The organism is Methylorubrum thiocyanatum (assembly GCA_014138645.1).
Lineage (GTDB): Bacteria > Pseudomonadota > Alphaproteobacteria > Rhizobiales > Beijerinckiaceae > Methylobacterium > Methylobacterium thiocyanatum.
Genome location: JACJIB010000007.1, coordinates 216,074 through 233,854, shown reverse-complemented (window position 1 = coordinate 233,854; position 17,781 = coordinate 216,074). Strand labels below are relative to the sequence as shown.

The window sequence follows — 17,781 nt, the reverse complement described above, 5'->3', positions numbered from 1 at the left end:
GACGCGCTCCTCAGTTCATGAGCCGGCGCACGGCCGGGTCGTAGAAGCGGTTGGCCCAGACGACGTAGACGAGGCAGAGGACGAACGAGCCGACGATCACGCCCGCCCCGAGCAGGATGCAGAGCGACAGGCCCGGCGCCAGGATGGTGCCCATCGTCGGCTTGGCGAAGGCGAACATCGTCATGAAGCCGAAATACATCGCGATCATCACGAGGCTCAGCGCGACCGCGACGCGCGCGCGCGTTCGCGACAGCCGTGCGATCGCCTCGCCCTCCTCGTGAAGGGTGATTCTGTCGGGTGAAAGCATGCTGCACCTCCGTCCGTGGCGTGGGGTCTGGCGAACACCTCCCGGAGGCCGAAGCCTCCGAAACCGGCGGGGCATCGGCCCGGACGCCGGTGACCGGCCTCCGGATCGACGCGAAGAACATCAGGCGCCCGAGGGCACCGCCTCAGTGGCTTGCGCGGTGCGGCGGCTCGCTGCGATGCGCGGCGGCGTCGAGGCCGAACCCCTCGGCGCCCTCGCCCTCGGCGGCGGGACCCGCGGGCCGGACGGCCGCCTCGAAGCTGATCGGCTCCCGCGGCGCGCGGTCGACGGTGAGCCGGAAGATGTCGAACCGGTTGTAGTAGCCGACGACGTCGTGGAACTGCTTGGGCTCGACGCAGGCCGCCACGTCGATCTCGGCGTAGACGATGGTCTCGTCGCCCTGGTGCGGCGCCACGAGATGCGCGCCGGTGGGGTCGAGGACCATGGAGACGCCCGCGGGCGTCCGCTCGACGATGTCGGCGATGGCGGCGTCCCCGTCGCAGAGGATCGCCCGCGCGGCCCCGTCGAGCACGGCGGAGCAGACGATGTTGAACACCTTGGCTTCGAAAGCGTGCGCGCCGGCGCGGATCTCGATCGCCCGCGCGAGGTCGTAGGCGGCGCTCTCCCCCGGCGGCCGGGTCGGCCAGGCCGGCGGATAGGTCGAGATGTGGACCTGCTCGCCCTGCGCCATCAGCGCGTAGCGGGCCAGGGGGTTGGTGTTCTCGCCGCAGATCAGCATGCCGACCCGGCCGATCTCGGTGGGCGTCACCCGCAGGCCGCGGGCGTCGCCGTTGGCCCAGATCAGCTTCTCGTAGAAGGTCGGCACCAGCTTGCGGTGATGGTTGAGGATCGTCCCGTCGCGGCCGATCAGCACGTTGGCGTTCCACAGGCAGCCCACGCTCGCCTCGGTGCTCTCGCTGAAGCCGAGGGAGACGAGGACGCCGTGGCGCCGGGCGGCGTCGCGCACGAGGCCGATCTCCGGCCCGTCGAGGCGCACGGATTGCGCGGCCAGGCGCTTGAACAGGTCGTGGTTGTGGATCGGCGCGCGCAGGGCCGCCCAGAGGGGGAAGCCCGGCATGTAGCCCTCGGGGAAGACCACGAGGCCGGCGCCGGCACGGGCCGCCTCGCCGATCAGGGCGATCGCCTTCTCGGCGGAGGCGGCGCTGTCGAGGAAGACCGGGGCGACGTGGCAGGCGGCCGCCTTGAACTTCGGATACGGGACGGACATCGGCGCGGCTCCAGACTCGGGATGTCCGCATTTGCAACAGAGGGCGCCGACGGCGCGAAGGCGGAAAATCCGCAAGGCCCGTTGCAATCCTGCCGGGGCGTGCTCAGAATTGGTTCAAATACGCTGCCTCACGCGTGAACAGCTCGGTGAGGAAGCGGGTCACCGCACGGACCCGGCCGGCATGCTCGATGTCTTCGTGAACAGCGAGATAGAGTTCGCGCCGCACCACGATCTCCTCCGGCAGGACCGGGACGAGCGCCGGGTTGGTCTTGGCTGAAAAAAGCGGCAGCAGGGCCAGTCCGGCCCCCGCGGCGACGGCGGTCTGCTGCGCGGCCATGCTGGTGGACCGGAAGACTACGTTGCTCGGTCTCAGGACCTCGAGCAGCCAATGCACCGGCTCGATCGCCACCAAGTCGTCGACATAGTCCACGAAGTCATGGTCCTGGAGGTCGGCCCGCGTCTCCGGGCGGCCGCGCAGGGCGAGGTAGCGTTCCGAGGCGAACAGGGCGAGGCGGAACGCGCCGACCCGGCGCACCTTGAGGCGCGGACCCTGGGGCGGCACGAAGGAGACCGAGATGTCGGCCTCGCGCTTGGTCAGGTTGATCAGGTGCCGCTCGGTGACGAGTTCGACCACGATCCCCGGCATGGCGGCGGCGAATTCGGCGAACCGGGCCGACAGGTAGAACGCGGCGATGCCCTCCATGCTGGCGACCCGCACCCGCCCCGCCGGCTCCGCCCCGTCCGAGAGACCGAGGGCTTCCGGCACGGACAGCATCTTCTGCTCGATGATCTCCGCGATCACGAAGAGCTTGTGCCCGGCCTCGGTGAGCAGGAAGCCGTCGGAGCAGCGCTGGAACAGCTTCGTGTCGAGCCCCCGCTCCAGTTCGGCGATGCGGCGGCTGACCGTGGTGTTGTCGACCTTGAGCCGGCGCGCGGCCGGCATCAGCCGTCCATGACGGGCGAGTTCAAGGAAGAAGGTGAGATCGTTCCAATCGAACATGCGGTGTTCTGAGATGAAGCACGACAAGGGTCGCGTGCACGGGACAGGCGCGAAGGCATGACACCTCACTCCGTGAACGCTTTGCAAGCACGCGAGCATCCAGATCGCGCATCGCTTGCCCCCACTCTTCTTGGTGCGGCCTTGCCGATCAGCCGCGGGCAAGGTTCTCGCAAGGTTCTCGACTACCGCCGTGGCGCGCGCGGCACGGCCGGAGCTTGCGGCGGGCGCGGCAATCCGGAGCGGCATCCGAGGGCCGTACGGGCGCGCCGGGACATCCCCACCCGCCGAACGAGTCTCCGGCGCGCAACACTTCGTCTTTTCTTGCAAAACAGGGCGCCGGCCACTCCAAAACCGTCAAGGTTTGGCTATCAGCCTGATCCGGTCACCTCGTGATTGATCCGCCGCCATGCTGTCCGTCTCCCGCGCCGTCGTTTCGAAGCACCGTGAGATTTCCGCGCTGCTCGCGACCTATGCCATGTTCCTCAGCGGGGTCCTGATCCTCGCCTGGGCGGCATAGCCGCCCGCGACCGGCACACCCGCTCTGACGACCGAGAGCGTTGAACCGCCGCCAGGACGGCGCCCCGTCCTGATGCTCCGTGAGCGGGCCCGTTCCAGATTCTTCCGGCGCCTCGCCCCCGGCGTGACACCGAACCATGCGCGGACGCTGCCCTTGAGAGGGAGCGCGTCCGCGGACGGAGGCAACTCGGAGGGGGTGCGATCTCAGCGGCCGCACAGGGCGGCGAAGGCAGTCGGCTGGGGCACCCCGCCGCCCTCCGCGAAGCGGGTCGGCGTGCACAGGCCCGGATTGGCGCCGCAATAGCCGGCAAAGCTGAAGCGCGTCCCGGAGCCGCGCGGAGCGGAGCTCACGCCGCCCGCAGTGACGACGACGGCGCCGGGCTGATCGAGGGTCAGGCAGGCCTGGGGGCTGGCCTTGCGGGTGCAGACCCGGATCTCGCCCTCTTCGAGGGTGATGACGGACCGACCAGCCGTGGTCCAGACGTCGAACACCGTTCCGCGCACGCCGATCGTCGCCACCGGCGTCTTAATCTCGTAGGCCTTCTTGTCGAGGTCGCCGGTGACGAAGCGGTAGGTGCCCTTCAACAGGTTGAGCGCCACTTTCCCGGCCGGCCGCTCCTCCGAATAGACGTACTGGTTGAGCGCGATGCGCGCGTTCGGCCCGATCGAGAGATTGGTCTGATCGAGGAAGACGATCTTGGCGAGGCTGTCGGCGCCGGTCTGCACCGCCTCGTCCCGGAACACCGTGTCGCCCTGGGCCAGCAGGTTCCGCTGCGTCCCCTTCAGGCGGGAGACGTCGTTCTTCACCACCGTCGTCGCGCCGATCTGCTGGGCCGACGCCCCGGCCGGCAGGCCGAGCGCGAGGCCGCCGACGAAGCCGGCAAAACAGATCCGTCTGACGAGACTCATCGCGGCGGGGTCCATTGCAAAGTCGCGCCATGGTAGACGCGAAACCTGCGGCGGCAACGGTGTGGACAGCTTTTCCCGGTACTGTTGCAAATCGACGGCGGGCCTGCGCGCGGGAGCGGCAAGTGCTCGGCAAAAGCCGGCTCTATGGGAGCTCTCCGGTCTCCCGGTCTGAAGGACCGGGCCGGTAGAGGGCGCGCAGATCGGCGCCGAGCCGGTCCCTGAGGGCGGCGATCGCCTCCGGCGGCAGGGCTTCGATCCAGGCCCGGTAGCGGGCGTGATCGGGCCTTTCCCGCGCGTCCGCGGGCGGTGTCTCGCCCAGGGCCTGATACGCGGCCGCGTAGGCGGCGACGCCGTTGACCGTCGCGGAGAGGGTCCGGCCCATGGCCAGGCCGCTCGCCCGCGCGGCGAGCAGGAAGACGCGGTCGCCGATCTCGGCGAGCGGCCGGGGCGTCAGCGCCCAGTGGGCGAACAGGCGGAAGCCCGCCGGCAGGAAGAGGTAGCCGCTGGCATCGACGAAGCGATCCGGGTCCTCGTCGGCAAGCGGCATCACCGTCAGGTCGGGGCGCCGGAGCCGGCGGGTGGCCGTGACGATCCCGCAGCGCTCGAACCCGACGCGCAGGGCCGCCGTGAGGCAGTGCTCGATGTGGTCAGGGTCGTACCAGCCTGCGGCATCGAGGAAGCAGACCGCCGTATAGCCCTGCGCAGCCGCGAGCAGGCCGCCGGCCGCCCAGGCGGCGCGGTCCCCCGCCTCGCCCGTCCCGGCGCCGAGACGGATGTGCTGGGCGACGCGGGCGTCCAGCCCCTCTTGCAGCTCCTCCCGCGGCGGGCCTTCGGCGATCAGGATGTGGTCCGCCGCCACGGTCTGGGCCGCGACCGAGGCGATGCAGCGCCGCAGCGTCCCGGAATCCTCCGCGCGGTAGGCCGTCACCACGGCGATGCGCGGAGTCCGGTCCTTCAAGGTCTCGGTCCAGAGCGCGCCGCGCGCCCGCAGGCGGTCGTAGGCGTAATCGCGGTTGGCGCGCACCCGCTCGCGCGTCTCCGGATCGAGCTGCGGCCGCGACAGGATGATCGCGCAGGCAACGAGGGAGTCCATGTCGTGGCCGGCCCAATAGGCGTTGACCGCGAACTCATCGAGCAGCCCGAACTCGTAGATCCAGGGCTGGAGGAACAGGCCCGCCGCCGGCCGCGGGCGGCCGAACCCCTGCCGCGCGGCGGCGTAGCCTTGTGCCCACTCGCCGCGCTGCCGGCAGATCAGGGCCGCGGCGTGGTGGGCCTCGACCCGCTCCGGCACGGTCGCGGCCGCGCGGTCGAGCACCGTCAGGACCGCCTCCGTCGGCGCGCCCCGGCGCGCCATCAGCTTGCCGGCATTGAGCAGGCTCTCGAACACCTCCTGCGCCCAGAAGCCGAGCTCGGCCCGCCGGAGATAGGCGTCGATCGCCCGCTCATTCTGCCCGGCATCGCGCAGGCTTTGGGCGAGGTAGAAGGTGTAGCGGGCGCGCAGGAACGGATCGGCCTCGCCCGCCAGCGCCGCCTCGAGCAGGGCGGCGTCCCGGGCGAATTTCCCGGGCTCGCGCGAGCGCGCCCCGTCGCCGCCGTAGACGATGTGCAGTCCCGGCGCCACGCCGTGCGAGCGCGCCTCGGGCGGGACATCGAGGAACTCGTGCAGGACCGACCGGTACCGGAAGGCGAGGCGGTTCGAGAACAGTTGCGGCCGGCGGTACACGGTCGGCCCGTGATGGATGTCGAGGTCGTAGAGGTCGGCCGCCAACGCGGCCTTGAAGGCCGCCGGGTCGAAATCCGGCGCGAAGACGAGCCGGTCGTCCGCGTCGATCACCAGGGCGTAGTCGATTCCCGGATCCTGCCGCAGCAGGGCGAGCGCCGCGCTGCGGTTGTGGGCGAAGTCCCGCCACGGCTGCTCCACCACCGAGCCGCGGATCCCGTGGCGGGCGAGACAGGCCCGCACGACCTCCGGCGTTCCGTCCTCGGAGCCGGTATCGACGATCACGGCGGCGTCGATGAGGGGGCGGACGCTGTCGAGGCAGCGCGCCACGACATGCGCCTCGTCCCGGACAATCATGCATAGGCCGATCGTCGGCATCCGCCCCCTCCCGCCTCTCGTTCGATCGGGCGCACGCCGCCGTCCGCGGCGCGCCGGACATGCGCCCGGAGCCTGCCCGCATCGGCGCTGTCCGGGCCGGCGGACCACGGCCGGGCAAAGCCGGCAAGTCTTTTCCCGCCGCCCGCTCCCCCTTCCAGCCGTAAACAGCCGCACCCGCCCGCCACTCTGTTGCGACAATCCCACACATCGCAGCCTTTTGGCGAAACGCACCTGCGGAAGGCGGGCGCGGCCGGCAATGTTCGGCTTCATGGCGGCTCTGCGAAGCGGTATCCTTTTCACGCAGACCATGCGGCAGAACAACAAATTACAATCGCGCCGCCGGATCATCTGCCTCTGCAAAGGGTCTGTTCCGACCGGGAAGATGTCCTTGCAGCTGCGCGCAGATCCTATGCCGGAGATGCGCAATCGAGGGGCCCGCAGCGTCGGTGGAAGCACCGGCTATGCATGAGACGATTTGGAAAATAAGGCTCGAACCGGTCCTGCGATTGGACAACCGCCGGGGCAGGGCCGGATGATTCGGCGTGCGGGAAGGCTCGAAGCGCTCGAGGCGCGGCCTTGAAACAGGGTCGGGACGGGGTTGGGGGCATGGCTCAGCATAAGCGCGATGCGCTGCTTACGACCGTCTTCGTCGGGAGCGCCGTCCTCGCCGCGTTGCTGCAGGGCGCGCCGGCATGGTCCGCCGCTGGCGGCGCGGGCGGCCGCGCGTCGGACGGCACGCTCGGCAACGGCCGGCCCGGTGCCGACGCGCCCGCCGGCAGCGCCGACCCCGACGGCAATCTCGGGACGTCCGGTGCGGGCGGAGGCGGCGGCGGCGGCGGGCCGGGCTTTGCCGGCGGGGCCGGCGGCAGCGGCTACGCCTTCCCCGACGGAGACGGCCCGCTGGTCGCGAGCCCCGGCGGCGCGGGCGGCACCGCGGGCACGGACGGCGCGCCGACCGGCGGCGACGGCGGCGATGCGACGGCCTTTTCCACGAGCGGCGGGGGCGGCGGCGGCGGCGGCGCGAGCGGCAACGGCGTCGCGGGCCAAGCGCAGATCGACAATGCGGGGACGCTGACCGGCGGCGATGGCGGCCGGGGCGGGAACGCGGCGAACTCCGACACCGCGCAGCCCGGGAGCTTCCAGGGCGGCGGTGGCGGCGGGGCCGGCGGCGAGGGGGCGATCGTCACGGGCGGGGCGGGGACGAGCACCAACCGGGCCGGCGCCACCCTCCAGGGCGGTGCCGGCGGTGCGGGCGGCGAGGCGCATGCGGCCGGCGGGGGCGGCGAGGGTGGCATCGGCCTGCGCACCACCGGAACGGCGGCCTTCACCAATGCCGGCGCGATCCTGGGCGGCGGCGGCGGCGCGGGCGGCGCGACGACGCGCGCCGAATCCGGCACCGCCGGAGCCGGCGGCGCGGGCGGCCTCGGCGTCCTCCTGACCGTCCCGAGCCTGTTCACCAACGCGGCGGACGGCACGGTCGCGGGCGGGGCCGGCGGCACCGGCGGCGTCTCCAACTTCGTCGGCCCGTCCGCGCCGGCGATGCTCGGCGCGGCCGGCGAAGGCGGCGCGGGGCTCTCCGGAGCGGCCGGCGCGAGCCTGTCCAATGCCGGCAGCATCACCGGCGGCACCGGCGGGGTCGGCGCCCAGGGGGCGCGCGGCTTCGTGGAGATCACCGGGCCCTCGGGCGCGCCGGTCGCCACCGGCGGCACCGGAGGGACGGGGGGCACCGGCGGGCGCGGCGGACTCGGTGTGGGGCTCACCGGCGCGGCCGGCTTCAGCAACACCGGCATCCTGGCCGGCGGCGCAGGCGGCACCGGCGGCTTCGGCGGTTTGCCCAGCAGCCTCTTCGAAGGGCCGCCCGGCGTGGTCGATACCTCCGGTGGCGGTGCCGGCGGTGCCGGCGGCACGGGCGGAACCGGCCTGCTCCTGCGCGGCGGAAGCGCCCTCGGCAATGCCGGGACGGTGCTGGGTGGCGAGGGAGGGCAGGGCGGCGAAGGCGGCCTGCGCGGCTTCGGCGACGAGAGCCGGGGCGGGGCCGGCGGCCGGGGCGGGCAGGGCGGCATCGGGGCGCAGATCGGCACGGACGGCTTCACCAATTCCGGGCTGATCGCCGGCGGCCGGGGCGGCGCGGGCGGGGCCGGCGGCACGCTCGGAGAAGGCGGATCCGGCGCGAGCGACTTCGACGGCATCGCCGGGGCGGGCGGCACCGGCGGCACCGGCCTCCTGCTCGAAGGCGCGACCCGCTTCACCAACGACGCGGCCGGCCGCATCGCGGGTGGAACCGGCGGCACCGGCACCGGCGCCGGCGGGATCGGCCTCCTCGCCCCCGGCGGCGGCACCCTGATCAATGCGGGGACCATCACCGGCGGGGCGGGTGCCACCGGGGCCAGCGGCGCCACGGGCAGCGGGGGCGTCCTGGAGGCAGGCTTGGGCGGGACGGCGATCGTCGGCGCCGGCCTCGACATCCTCAATTCGGGCACGATCACCGTCGGCACCGGTGCCACCGGCCCCGCCGCGACGGAGACCGGCCGCGCCATCCGTTTCACCGGCGGGCTCAACAGCCTCACCCTGACCGCGACCTCGCAGATCGAGGGGACGGTTGCCGCCTTCAGCGCCGCCGACCGGCTCATCCTCGGCGGCGGGGCCGACGGGAGCTTCTCCGCCGCGGCGATCGGCGCGCAGTACCAGACTTTCGGCGTGTTCCAGAAGGTCGATGCCGGCACCTGGACGCTCACCGGATCGACGCCGGCCGTAACTCCGTGGCAGGTGCTGGGCGGCACGCTCGCGGTCAGCGCGGATGCCAATCTCGGCGCGCCGTCGGGCGGCGTCCTGCTGAACGGCGGCACGCTGCGGGCCACCGCCGCCCTCGCGACGGGCCGCACCATCACCCTGGGCGAGGCCGGCGGCACGATCCAGACGGATCCGGGCGTGGCGATGGCCGCCAATGGGCCGCTCGTCGGCGCGGGCGGCCTGACGAAGACGGGGCTCGGCACCCTGACCCTGACCGGCGCCAACAGCTATACTGGCGCGACGGTGATCGCGGCGGGCACCCTGGCGCTGGCGGGCACCGGCTCCATCGGCACATCGAGCCGCATCGCCCTGGCGAGCGGCGCCACCTTCGACCTCGCGGGACGCGCCGACAACGTCACCTTCATCCGAAGCCTCGGCGACACCGCCGTGGGCCAGGCCGGCACGGTGGCGCTCGGCGCCAACCGCCTGATCCTCACGGACGCGTCCGGCACGTTTTCCGGCCGCATCACGGGCGAGGGCGGCCTGACGCTCTCCGGCGGCAGCCAGACGCTGACCGGGGTGAGCAGCTTTGGCGGAACGACGACCGTGGCCGGCGGCACGCTGACGCTCGGGGCGGGCGGCGCGCTCGCCTCCGCGGTGACGACGCAGGCCGGGGCGACCTTCGCCAATGCCGGGACGGTCGGCGGCGGCCTGGGCAATGCCGGTTCCACGATCAACGACGGCACGCTCACCGGGCCGGTCTCCAACACCGGAAGCTTCATCAACCGCGGCACGGCGGGGGAGCTGACCAGCACCGCGGGCACGGTGACGAATACCGGCACGCTGAACGGTGCGGTGATCGTCACCGGCGGCAGCCTCGCGCTCGGTCCGGGCAGCTTCGTCAACGGACCGCTCACGAACCGCGCCACGGTCACGGCCCAGGGCCGCATCGCGGGGCCGGTCACCAACGAGGCCGGAGCGAGCTTCACCCTGACCGGGGCGCTCGCCGACCTCGCCAGCCTAAGCAATGCCGGCACCGTGAGCCTCTCGGGCAATGATCTCGGCGTCGGCAACCTCGCGGCCCTGCCGGTACAGGGCGGCGTGATCCAGAACGCCGCCGCCACCGCGGCGACCCTGACGTTGGGCTCCGGCAGCACCGCCGGGATCGTGCTGCAGGACGGGGCGGGCGGCGGCGCGCTTTCCCTGGCGAAGGTCGGAGCCGGCACACTGACGCTCTCGGGCACCAACACCTATACCGGCGGCACCGCACTGAACGGCGGCGTCCTCGCGGTTTCCAACGATGCCGATCTGGGGGCGGCAACGGGAAGCCTGAGCTTCGGCGGCGGCGCGCTTGCGACCAATGCGAATTTCACCACGAGCCGTGCGGTCACCCTCGGCGCATCAGGCGGCACGCTGACGCCGAATTCGAACGCGAGCCTCACCCTGACGGGCGCGGTAAGCGGCCCCGGCGGCCTCACCGTGGGCGGCACCGGCCGCGTGGTCCTGACCGGCGCCAACAGCTACGGCGGCGGCACCACGGTGAATGCCGGCGCCACCCTGCAGGTCGGCGACGGCGGCACGGCGGGCTCGATCCCCGGCGGCGTGGTGGCCAACGGCACGCTCACGCTCAACCGCTCGGACCGGCTCGACATCGCCGGAATCATCTCGGGCTCGGGCACCCTGAACCAGTCCGGCGCAGGGATCACGACGCTCACCGGAAGCAACGGCCCGGCGGCCGCCTTCACCGGCACCGCCGCCATCAATGCCGGCACGCTGTCGATCAACGGCACCTTCGGCGACACGGCGGGCAACAGCGCGACCGTCACCGTCAATGCCGGCGGCACCCTGCACGGGTCCGGCACAGTGGCCGGCTCGGTGATCGTCAACGGCGGCACCGTCTCGGCGGGCAATTCGCCGGGCACACTGACGGTGGCGGGCAACTACACGCTCGCTCCCGGTTCGACCTCGCTGTTCGAGTTCGGGAGTCCTGGCATCGTCGGCGGAAGCGGCAACGACCTCATCAATGTCGGCGGCAATCTCGGGCTCGGCGGCACGCTCCGCCTCGTCTCGGCAACGGATGCCACCGCCGCCCCGGTCTCGGGCGCCTACCGGCTGTTCAATTACGGTGGCACGGTCTCGGGTGCCTTCGACGGGATCACCACGCCGAGCGCCGGCACGAGCGCGCTCGTCTACACCGACATCCCGGCCCAGGTGAACGTGCTGCTCACCAATGGTGGGCAGTCGGTGCAGTTCTGGGACGGCGCCGACACCACCGGCGCCACCGCCGGCGGCCAGGGCGGCACCGGCACGTGGAGCGCGGGCGGCACCAACTGGACCCGCCTGCCCGGCGGGCAGATCAACGACCTCTGGCGCTCCGGCGTCGCCCTGTTCGGCGGCAGTACCGGCACGGTGACGGTGGCCGGCGCGCAGGCCGTGCAGGGCCTTCAATTCACCGTCGACGGCTATCGGCTCGGCGGCACCGGGACGCTCACCCTGACCGGCGATCCCTTCTCCACGCCGAGCCAGAGCTTCGTCACCGTCGATTCGGGCGTCTCCGCCACCATCGCCACCGCCCTGACCGGGCAGACCGGGGGAATCGGCCTGCGCAAGCTCGGAGCCGGCACGCTGACGCTCGCGGGCGCGAACACCTTTACCGGCACGACGACGATCGAGGCCGGCACCCTGGCGCTCGCAAGCACCGGCGCGCTGGCCTCCCCCGTGACGACGGGGGCCGGCGGCAGCTTCGCCAATGCCGGGACGGTGAGCGGCGGCCTGACCAATGCCGGCTCCGCCAGCAACGACGGCACCCTCGCCGGGCCGGTCACCAACAGCGGCCGCTTCGTCAATCGCGGCACGGCCGGCGCACTGACCAGCACGGCGGGTACGGTGACGAATACCGGCACGCTGAACGGCGCGGTGATCATCACCGGCGGCAGCCTCGCGCTCGGTCCGGGCAGCCTCGTCGACGGCGCGCTGGCGAACGGTGCCACGGTCACGGCGCAAGGCCGGATCACGGGACCGGTGACGAACGCGGCCGGCGCGCGCTTCACGCTCGCCGGGGCGCTGGCCGACCTCTCCGCCTTGACCAATGCCGGCACCGTGAGCTTGGCCGGGAACAGTCTCGGGGTCGGTACCCTGACAGGCGAGGGCGGGGCGATCCAGAACGGTGCCGCCACAGCGGCGACGCTGACGCTGGGCGGCGGCGGCAGCGCCGGGACCGTGCTGCAGGACGGCGCGGGCGGCGGCGCCCTCGCGCTGGCAAAGATCGGGGCCGGCACGCTGACGCTCACCGGCGCCAGCTCCTATAGCGGCGGGACACGGGTGGCCGGCGGCACCCTGGCGCTCGGCGGGGCGGGCGCGGCCGGCAGCGGCGCCATCGCGCTCGAGTCCGGCACCCGCCTCGCCTTCCTCGGCAGCGGCTACAGCGTGGAGAACGCGATCCGCCTCGCCGGCCCGGCCGCCGCGACGATCGATTCCGGCCCCGGCACGGTCGCCCTGTCGGGGCCGATCACCGGCCCCGGCGCCCTGGAGAAGGCCGGCCTCGGCACGCTGGTGGTGTCCGGGACGGGAACCTATACCGGCGCCACCGCGGTCACCGCCGGCATCCTTCAGGTCGATGGGGCTCTGACCGGCTCGTCGATCCTGACGGTCGGTCCCGGCGCGGGCCTGACCGGAACCGGACGGGTCGGCGCGCTCACGGTCCTGTCCGGCGGATTCGTGGCGCCGGGCAACGCGGCCAACCCCACCGGCACGCTGACCGCGCAAGGGCCGGTGGTGCTCGGCGCCGGCTCCACCCTGGCGACCACGCTCTCGCTGAGCGCGGCGAGCCGGCTCGTCACCCCCGCCACCGCGACGATCGCGGCGGGCGGCATCCTGCAGATCACCCCGTCCACGCTGGCCTACACCACGCCGGTGCGGCTGCCGATCCTGGTGGCGAGCGCGGGGCTCACCGGCCAGTTCACCACCATCCGCTTCACCGCCCCGGTGCGGGGCCTGCAGCCGAGCGTCGGCTACGACGCCGACAGCGCCTACATCCAGTTCGGCGAGACCGAGCCCGGCGGCCCGACCGAACCGGGGCGGGACCTGACGAGCGCGATCGCCTCGGCGCAGGGGCTGGCGCGCGACCGGTTCGGCGCCTTCGTGACGCAGCGCGTCCTCGGCAGCGTGCTCACCGGCTTCAACCAGCAGATCAGCTGCGGCGACTGCGTCAGCGGCTTCGGCATGGCCGGCTCCTACAGCGTCGGCGCGCAGGGCCGCAAAGCCCTCACCGAGGAGCTGATCGCCATCGGCGGCTTCGCCTATACCGGCTACGACAGCGGCCGGGTCCGCGTCTCCGGCGCGCCGATCTTCGCCGGTCTGCTGCGCTACGATCCGGCGGGCCTCGGCCCCGCCCGGCCGTTCGTCGATGTCGGCGGCCTGTTCGCGCCGAGCCAGAACACGACCTACAGCCGCGGCTACACCTTCGGGACCATGACCGGCCAGGGCATCGGGCGGGTGTCGAGCGTGGGCGGTTCGGTCTTCGGCCGGGTCGGCTATGTCGCCCGGCTCTCGGCGCAGGACGAGGTCGCGGCGGCCGTCGAGTACAGCCGCGGCTGGCAATATGCCGGCGCCTACACCGAGGGTCTGCTCGCGCCGAACCCCTACGCCCTGGTCAGCCGCGGCGGCACCGACATCATCAACATCGCCAAGCTCGGTGGGCAGTACACGCACCTGTTCGGCACCGCGATCGAGACCCAGCTCAATCTCGGCATCGCCCACGGCTTCGGCCTGAAGAGCGGCCTGAACGCGACCGTGGCGGACGTCCCGTTCACGACCCCGATCAAGGATCTCACCTGGGCGGAATACGGGGCGCGGATCAGCTACCGCGTGCAGCAGGATCTGGCGCTCGACGCCTTCATCCTCGGCACGCTCGGGCCGCAGCCGGTCGGCGACACCATCCACGGCGGCGCCTCGGTGCGCTACGCGTTCTGACGATTCTTCGGCGCAAGGATCCGCGGGGGCGGCCACGCATGCGGATATCCGCCGTGTCTGGGCGCCGAGGAATTCTCGGTCTGATCGGCCGCCTCGGCCGCCGCGTCGGACCGGGCCGCCTGCTGGCCGGCGGCCTGCTCGTGCTGCTGCTGCTCGTGCGGATCGCCGATCCGCCGCCGGTCGAGGCCCTGCGAGTGCGCACCTTCGACGCGCTCCAAGTGCTCGCGCCCCGGGTGCCGCCGGCCGAGCGCCCGGTGGCGATCGTCGATATCGACGAGGCGAGCCTGAAGGAATTCGGCCAGTGGCCCTGGGCCCGCACCCGGCTCGCCGCGATCTGCGGGAAGCTGCAGGAGGCCGGGGCGGCGATCGTCGCCTTCGACATCGTCTTCTCCGAGCCCGACCGCCTGTCGCCGCCGCTCCTGGCCGAGACCCTGCCCGACCTGAGCGAGGCGGCCCGCGCCGACCTGCGGGCGCAGCCCGACAGCGACCGGGTCTTCGCCGAGGCGATCGGGCGGATGCCGGTGGTGCTGGGCCAGACCGCCGCGAGCACCCCCGTCGCCTGGACCGGGGAGGGGCCGCCGCCGCAGACCGGCACCGCCGTGGTGGGCACGGAGTTCGACCCGGACCGGGCGCTGATCGGCTTCCCCGGCCTGATCCGCAATCTGCCGGTGCTGGAGCGGGCCGCCGCGGGGCGGGGCGTCTTCACCATCAGCCCCGAGCGCGACGGCGTGGTGCGGCGGGTGCCGATGGTGCTGCGGGCGGGCGGCACCGTGGTGCCGACGCTCGCGCTCGACATCCTGCGGGTGGCGACCGGGGCGGACACCCTCCTGATCCGGACCGACGACACCGGCGTCGTCTCGATCCGCCTGCCCGAGCTGACCGTGCCGACCGATCCGCGCGGGCAGATCTGGGTGCGCTTCAGCCCGCACGATCCGGGCCTCTACGTCTCGGCCAAGGATCTCCTCAACGGCACGGTCCCACCCGACCGGCTGCGCGAAAAGATCGTGCTCGTCGGCACCTCGTCCGTGGGCCTGCTCGACAACCGCACCACGCCGCTGGACCGCTCGATGCCCGGCGTCGAGATCCACGCCCAGCTCCTCGAGAACCTGCTGACCGGCGCGACCCTCACCGTGCCGAACGAGGCGACCCTGATCGAGGCCGGGGCGACGGCGGCGGTGTCGCTCGCCATCATCCTGTTCGCCCCGATCCTCGGTGCGCTCGGCCTGCTGCTGTTCGGCGGCCTCGTGGCGGGGCAGCTCGTGTTCCTGTCGTGGTACCGGTTTTCCACGAACGGCATCCTGTTCGACGCCACCTTCCCGCTGCTGACGACCTTCCTCGTCTACCTCACCCTCGTCTTCACCAACTATTTCCGCGAGCAGACCGGGCGGAAGCGGATCCGCGCCGCCTTCGGGCGCTACCTGTCGCCGGCCCTGGTGGAGCAGCTCGCGCTCTCGCCCGAGCCGTTGCGGCTCGGCGGCGAGGAGCGGCGCCTGACGATCATGTTCTCGGACGTGCGCGGCTTCACCGCGATCGCGGAGTTCTACAAGGACGACCCCGCCGGTCTGACGGCGCTGATGAACCGCTTCCTCACGCCGCTCACCCACGCGATCCTCGACCGGCAGGGCACGATCGACAAGTATATGGGCGACGCGATCATGGCGTTCTGGAATGCGCCGCTGCGCGACGAGGCCCACGAGCACCACGCTGCTGCCGCCGCCCTCGACATGCTGGCGCGGATGGACGCCCTGAACGCCGCCCGCCGCAGCGAGGCGGAAGCGGGCGGGCACCCGGTCCTGCCGCTGGATGTCGGGATCGGCATCAACACCGGGTCGTGCGTCGTCGGCAATATGGGCTCCGACCTGCGCTTCGATTATTCGGTGCTCGGCGACCCCGTGAACGTCGCCTCCCGCCTCGAAGGGCAATCCAAGCTCTACGGGGTGAAGATCGTGCTGGGCGCGGCGACGGCCGACGCCATCCGCGACCGCTATCCGGTGCTCGAACTCGATCGCGTGCGGGTGAAAGGCAAGCAGGAGCCCGAGACCGTCTTCACTCTGGTGGGGGACGAGGATTTCCGGAGTTCCGCGCCGTTCGCCCGCCTCGCCGAGCGGCATGCGGCGATGATCGCGGCCTACCGCGCCCGGCAATGGGACGAGACCCGCGCAGCGACCGACGCCTGCCGCGCCCTCGCCCAGGATCTTGCTCAGGGGCTGAGGATCGACGGCCTCTACGCGCTCTATGCGGCACGCGCCGAAGCCTTCCTGCGCGAGCCGCCCCCTGCGGATTGGGACGGCGTCACCGTCGCCACCGCGAAGTAGCCGTCGCCCACGGCGCAAGGCGGGCGGGATTCCGCGCCCGCGGTGCCACCCTCGGCGTGCCGGAGATTCTCCCAAAGATCGGGCCCGCCCGACACGGATCGCCTCCGCGGGCGATGAGACCGGAAACGTTCTTTCCCCGTAGGCCGTCGGCCCGCCACGGGGACCGGCCCGGCCGCCCGATCAAGGCTTGCCAAACCGCGCATGATCTCCAATTATCAATATAGGACAACGACTTAGCGAATAACATGCTTTCGTCTGACCCTCTCACGACTGAAATCTTCTCCGCCGACCGGGGACATTCGGAAGACCTTTTCCGCACCCGAAACCCACACCTCCACCCGCAACCGCACAACCGGAATCAGGCCGCCTCAGACGGCCGCTCAAGGGAGTTCGATGCCATGACTGCTGCGACGGTGACGCCCGGCGATCAGGTCGTGTTCGAGCGTCTCGACCTCGCCGAAGCGCTCGGAATCTGGCGCCATGCCCGCGGCCGGGTCGTCGGTATCCACGGACAGGGCCGGGGGCTGGCCACCATCGACGTGAAGTTCGACGGCCACGAGACCCTGCAGCGCTACCTGCCCGACCTGTTCCGCCGCGTTCACTGATCGGCCGAGGGGGCCCGACCATGACCGCACACATCACGGCGCAGCAGGCCACGCAGGGGGCGACACACGCGGCGATCCCGCCGCCCCTGCGCACCACGAGCCGCAGCACGGGCGAGGCCGACGTCTGGACGGAACTCCGGGCCGAGGCCGAGGCGGCGCTGATCGAGGAGCCGCTCTATGCCGGGATCGTCCAGGCGACGGTGCTCGACCAGCGCAGTCTCGCCCAGGCTCTGGCCTACCGCCTCGCCCACCGCCTCGGCGACGGCGACCTCTCGCGGCTCGCCATGCGCGACCTCTGCCTCTCGGCCTTCGAGGCAGATCCCCATGCCGGCGCGCACGCGGTGCGCGACCTGATCGCCATCCGCGAGCGCGACCCGACCTGCCGGCGCTATCTCGACCCGTTCCTGTTCTACAAGGGCTTTGCCGCCCTTGAAGCCTACCGGGTCGCGCACTGGCTCTGGCATCAGGGCCGGGCGACGCTGGCCCTCCACGTGCAGAGCCGCATCTCGGAAGTCTTCGGCTGCGACATCCACCCCGCCGCCCGGATCGGCTCCGGCGTGTTCATCGACCACGCCACCGGCGTGGTGATCGGCGAGACCACGGTGATCGCCGACGAGGTCTCGATCCTGCAATCCGTGACGCTGGGCGGCAACGGCAAGGAGAGCGGCGACCGTCACCCGAAGATCGCGCGCGGCGTGCTGCTCAGCGTCGGGGCGAAGGTGCTCGGCAACATCCGCGTGGGCGAGGGGGCGAAGGTCGCCGCCGCCGCGGTGGTGCTGCACGAGGTGCCGCCGCACACCACCGTGGCCGGCGTGCCGGCCCGGGTGGTCTCGCGCGTCGTCCCGGACGAGGCGCCCGCGCTGAGCATGGATCAGTCCTTCGGCTTCGGCGACGGCATCTGAGTGTCTCCCGCGACACGCCCGCCGCGTCGCCGTGGCCGAGGAGGAGGGCGCCGGCGAACGAACCTTCCGTGAGGCCCTTCGCGCCGCCCGCCAGGGAAAAATCCTGTCCGGCAAGATCGACCTCCCTCGGATAGTAGGATCGCGCCCTCTATAGAATTACATTCTAGTTTTTCTCATTTTTTTGGCATCATTATCCTGACAAT

General features: G+C 72.2%; 9 protein-coding genes. 4 read left to right on the top strand and 5 right to left on the bottom strand.

Annotated elements, in window-relative coordinates:
- Positions 1 to 10: 10 nt before the first annotated feature.
- From HNR51_RS19840 to HNR51_RS19820, 5 genes are all read right to left on the bottom strand, one after another.
- Positions 11 to 307: a DUF485 domain-containing protein gene (locus tag HNR51_RS19840; RefSeq protein ID WP_012453475.1), complete on the bottom strand. Its 297-nt coding sequence runs from the start codon at positions 305 to 307 to the stop codon at positions 11 to 13.
- Between the two features lie 142 nt (positions 308 to 449).
- Positions 450 to 1,532 (bottom strand): carbon-nitrogen hydrolase family protein, encoded by a 1,083-nt coding sequence (locus HNR51_RS19835; protein ID WP_182556131.1) that lies wholly within the window; start codon positions 1,530 to 1,532, stop codon positions 450 to 452.
- A 103-nt stretch (positions 1,533 to 1,635) separates the two neighbouring features.
- On the bottom strand, positions 1,636 to 2,532 hold the full coding sequence (locus HNR51_RS19830) for a LysR family transcriptional regulator (RefSeq protein ID WP_182556130.1): 897 nt from the start codon (positions 2,530 to 2,532) through the stop codon (positions 1,636 to 1,638).
- Between the two features lie 720 nt (positions 2,533 to 3,252).
- Positions 3,253 to 3,957, bottom strand: coding sequence for a FecR family protein (locus tag HNR51_RS19825; protein ID WP_182556129.1), 705 nt, complete (start codon positions 3,955 to 3,957; stop codon positions 3,253 to 3,255).
- A gap of 142 nt (positions 3,958 to 4,099) precedes the next feature.
- Positions 4,100 to 6,034, bottom strand: a complete 1,935-nt coding sequence (locus tag HNR51_RS19820) for a glycosyltransferase (RefSeq protein WP_182556128.1) — start codon at positions 6,032 to 6,034, stop codon at positions 4,100 to 4,102.
- Positions 6,035 to 6,661: 627 nt separating this feature from the next.
- Between HNR51_RS19820 and HNR51_RS19815 the strand changes: the two genes are divergently transcribed.
- The 4 genes from HNR51_RS19815 (at position 6,662) to cysE (ending at position 17,578) form a co-directional block, all read left to right on the top strand.
- Positions 6,662 to 13,756, top strand: coding sequence for a beta strand repeat-containing protein (locus HNR51_RS19815; RefSeq protein WP_182556127.1), 7,095 nt, complete (start codon positions 6,662 to 6,664; stop codon positions 13,754 to 13,756).
- 38 nt (positions 13,757 to 13,794) lie between these two features.
- Positions 13,795 to 16,071: a CHASE2 domain-containing protein gene (locus tag HNR51_RS19810; RefSeq protein ID WP_182556126.1), complete on the top strand. Its 2,277-nt coding sequence runs from the start codon at positions 13,795 to 13,797 to the stop codon at positions 16,069 to 16,071.
- A gap of 398 nt (positions 16,072 to 16,469) precedes the next feature.
- Positions 16,470 to 16,676, top strand: a complete 207-nt coding sequence (locus HNR51_RS19805; protein WP_152276419.1) for a hypothetical protein — start codon at positions 16,470 to 16,472, stop codon at positions 16,674 to 16,676.
- A gap of 20 nt (positions 16,677 to 16,696) precedes the next feature.
- Entirely contained in the window at positions 16,697 to 17,578 is an 882-nt protein-coding gene (gene cysE / locus HNR51_RS19800) for a serine O-acetyltransferase (protein WP_182556125.1), read from the top strand.
- Positions 17,579 to 17,781: the final 203 nt, after the last annotated feature.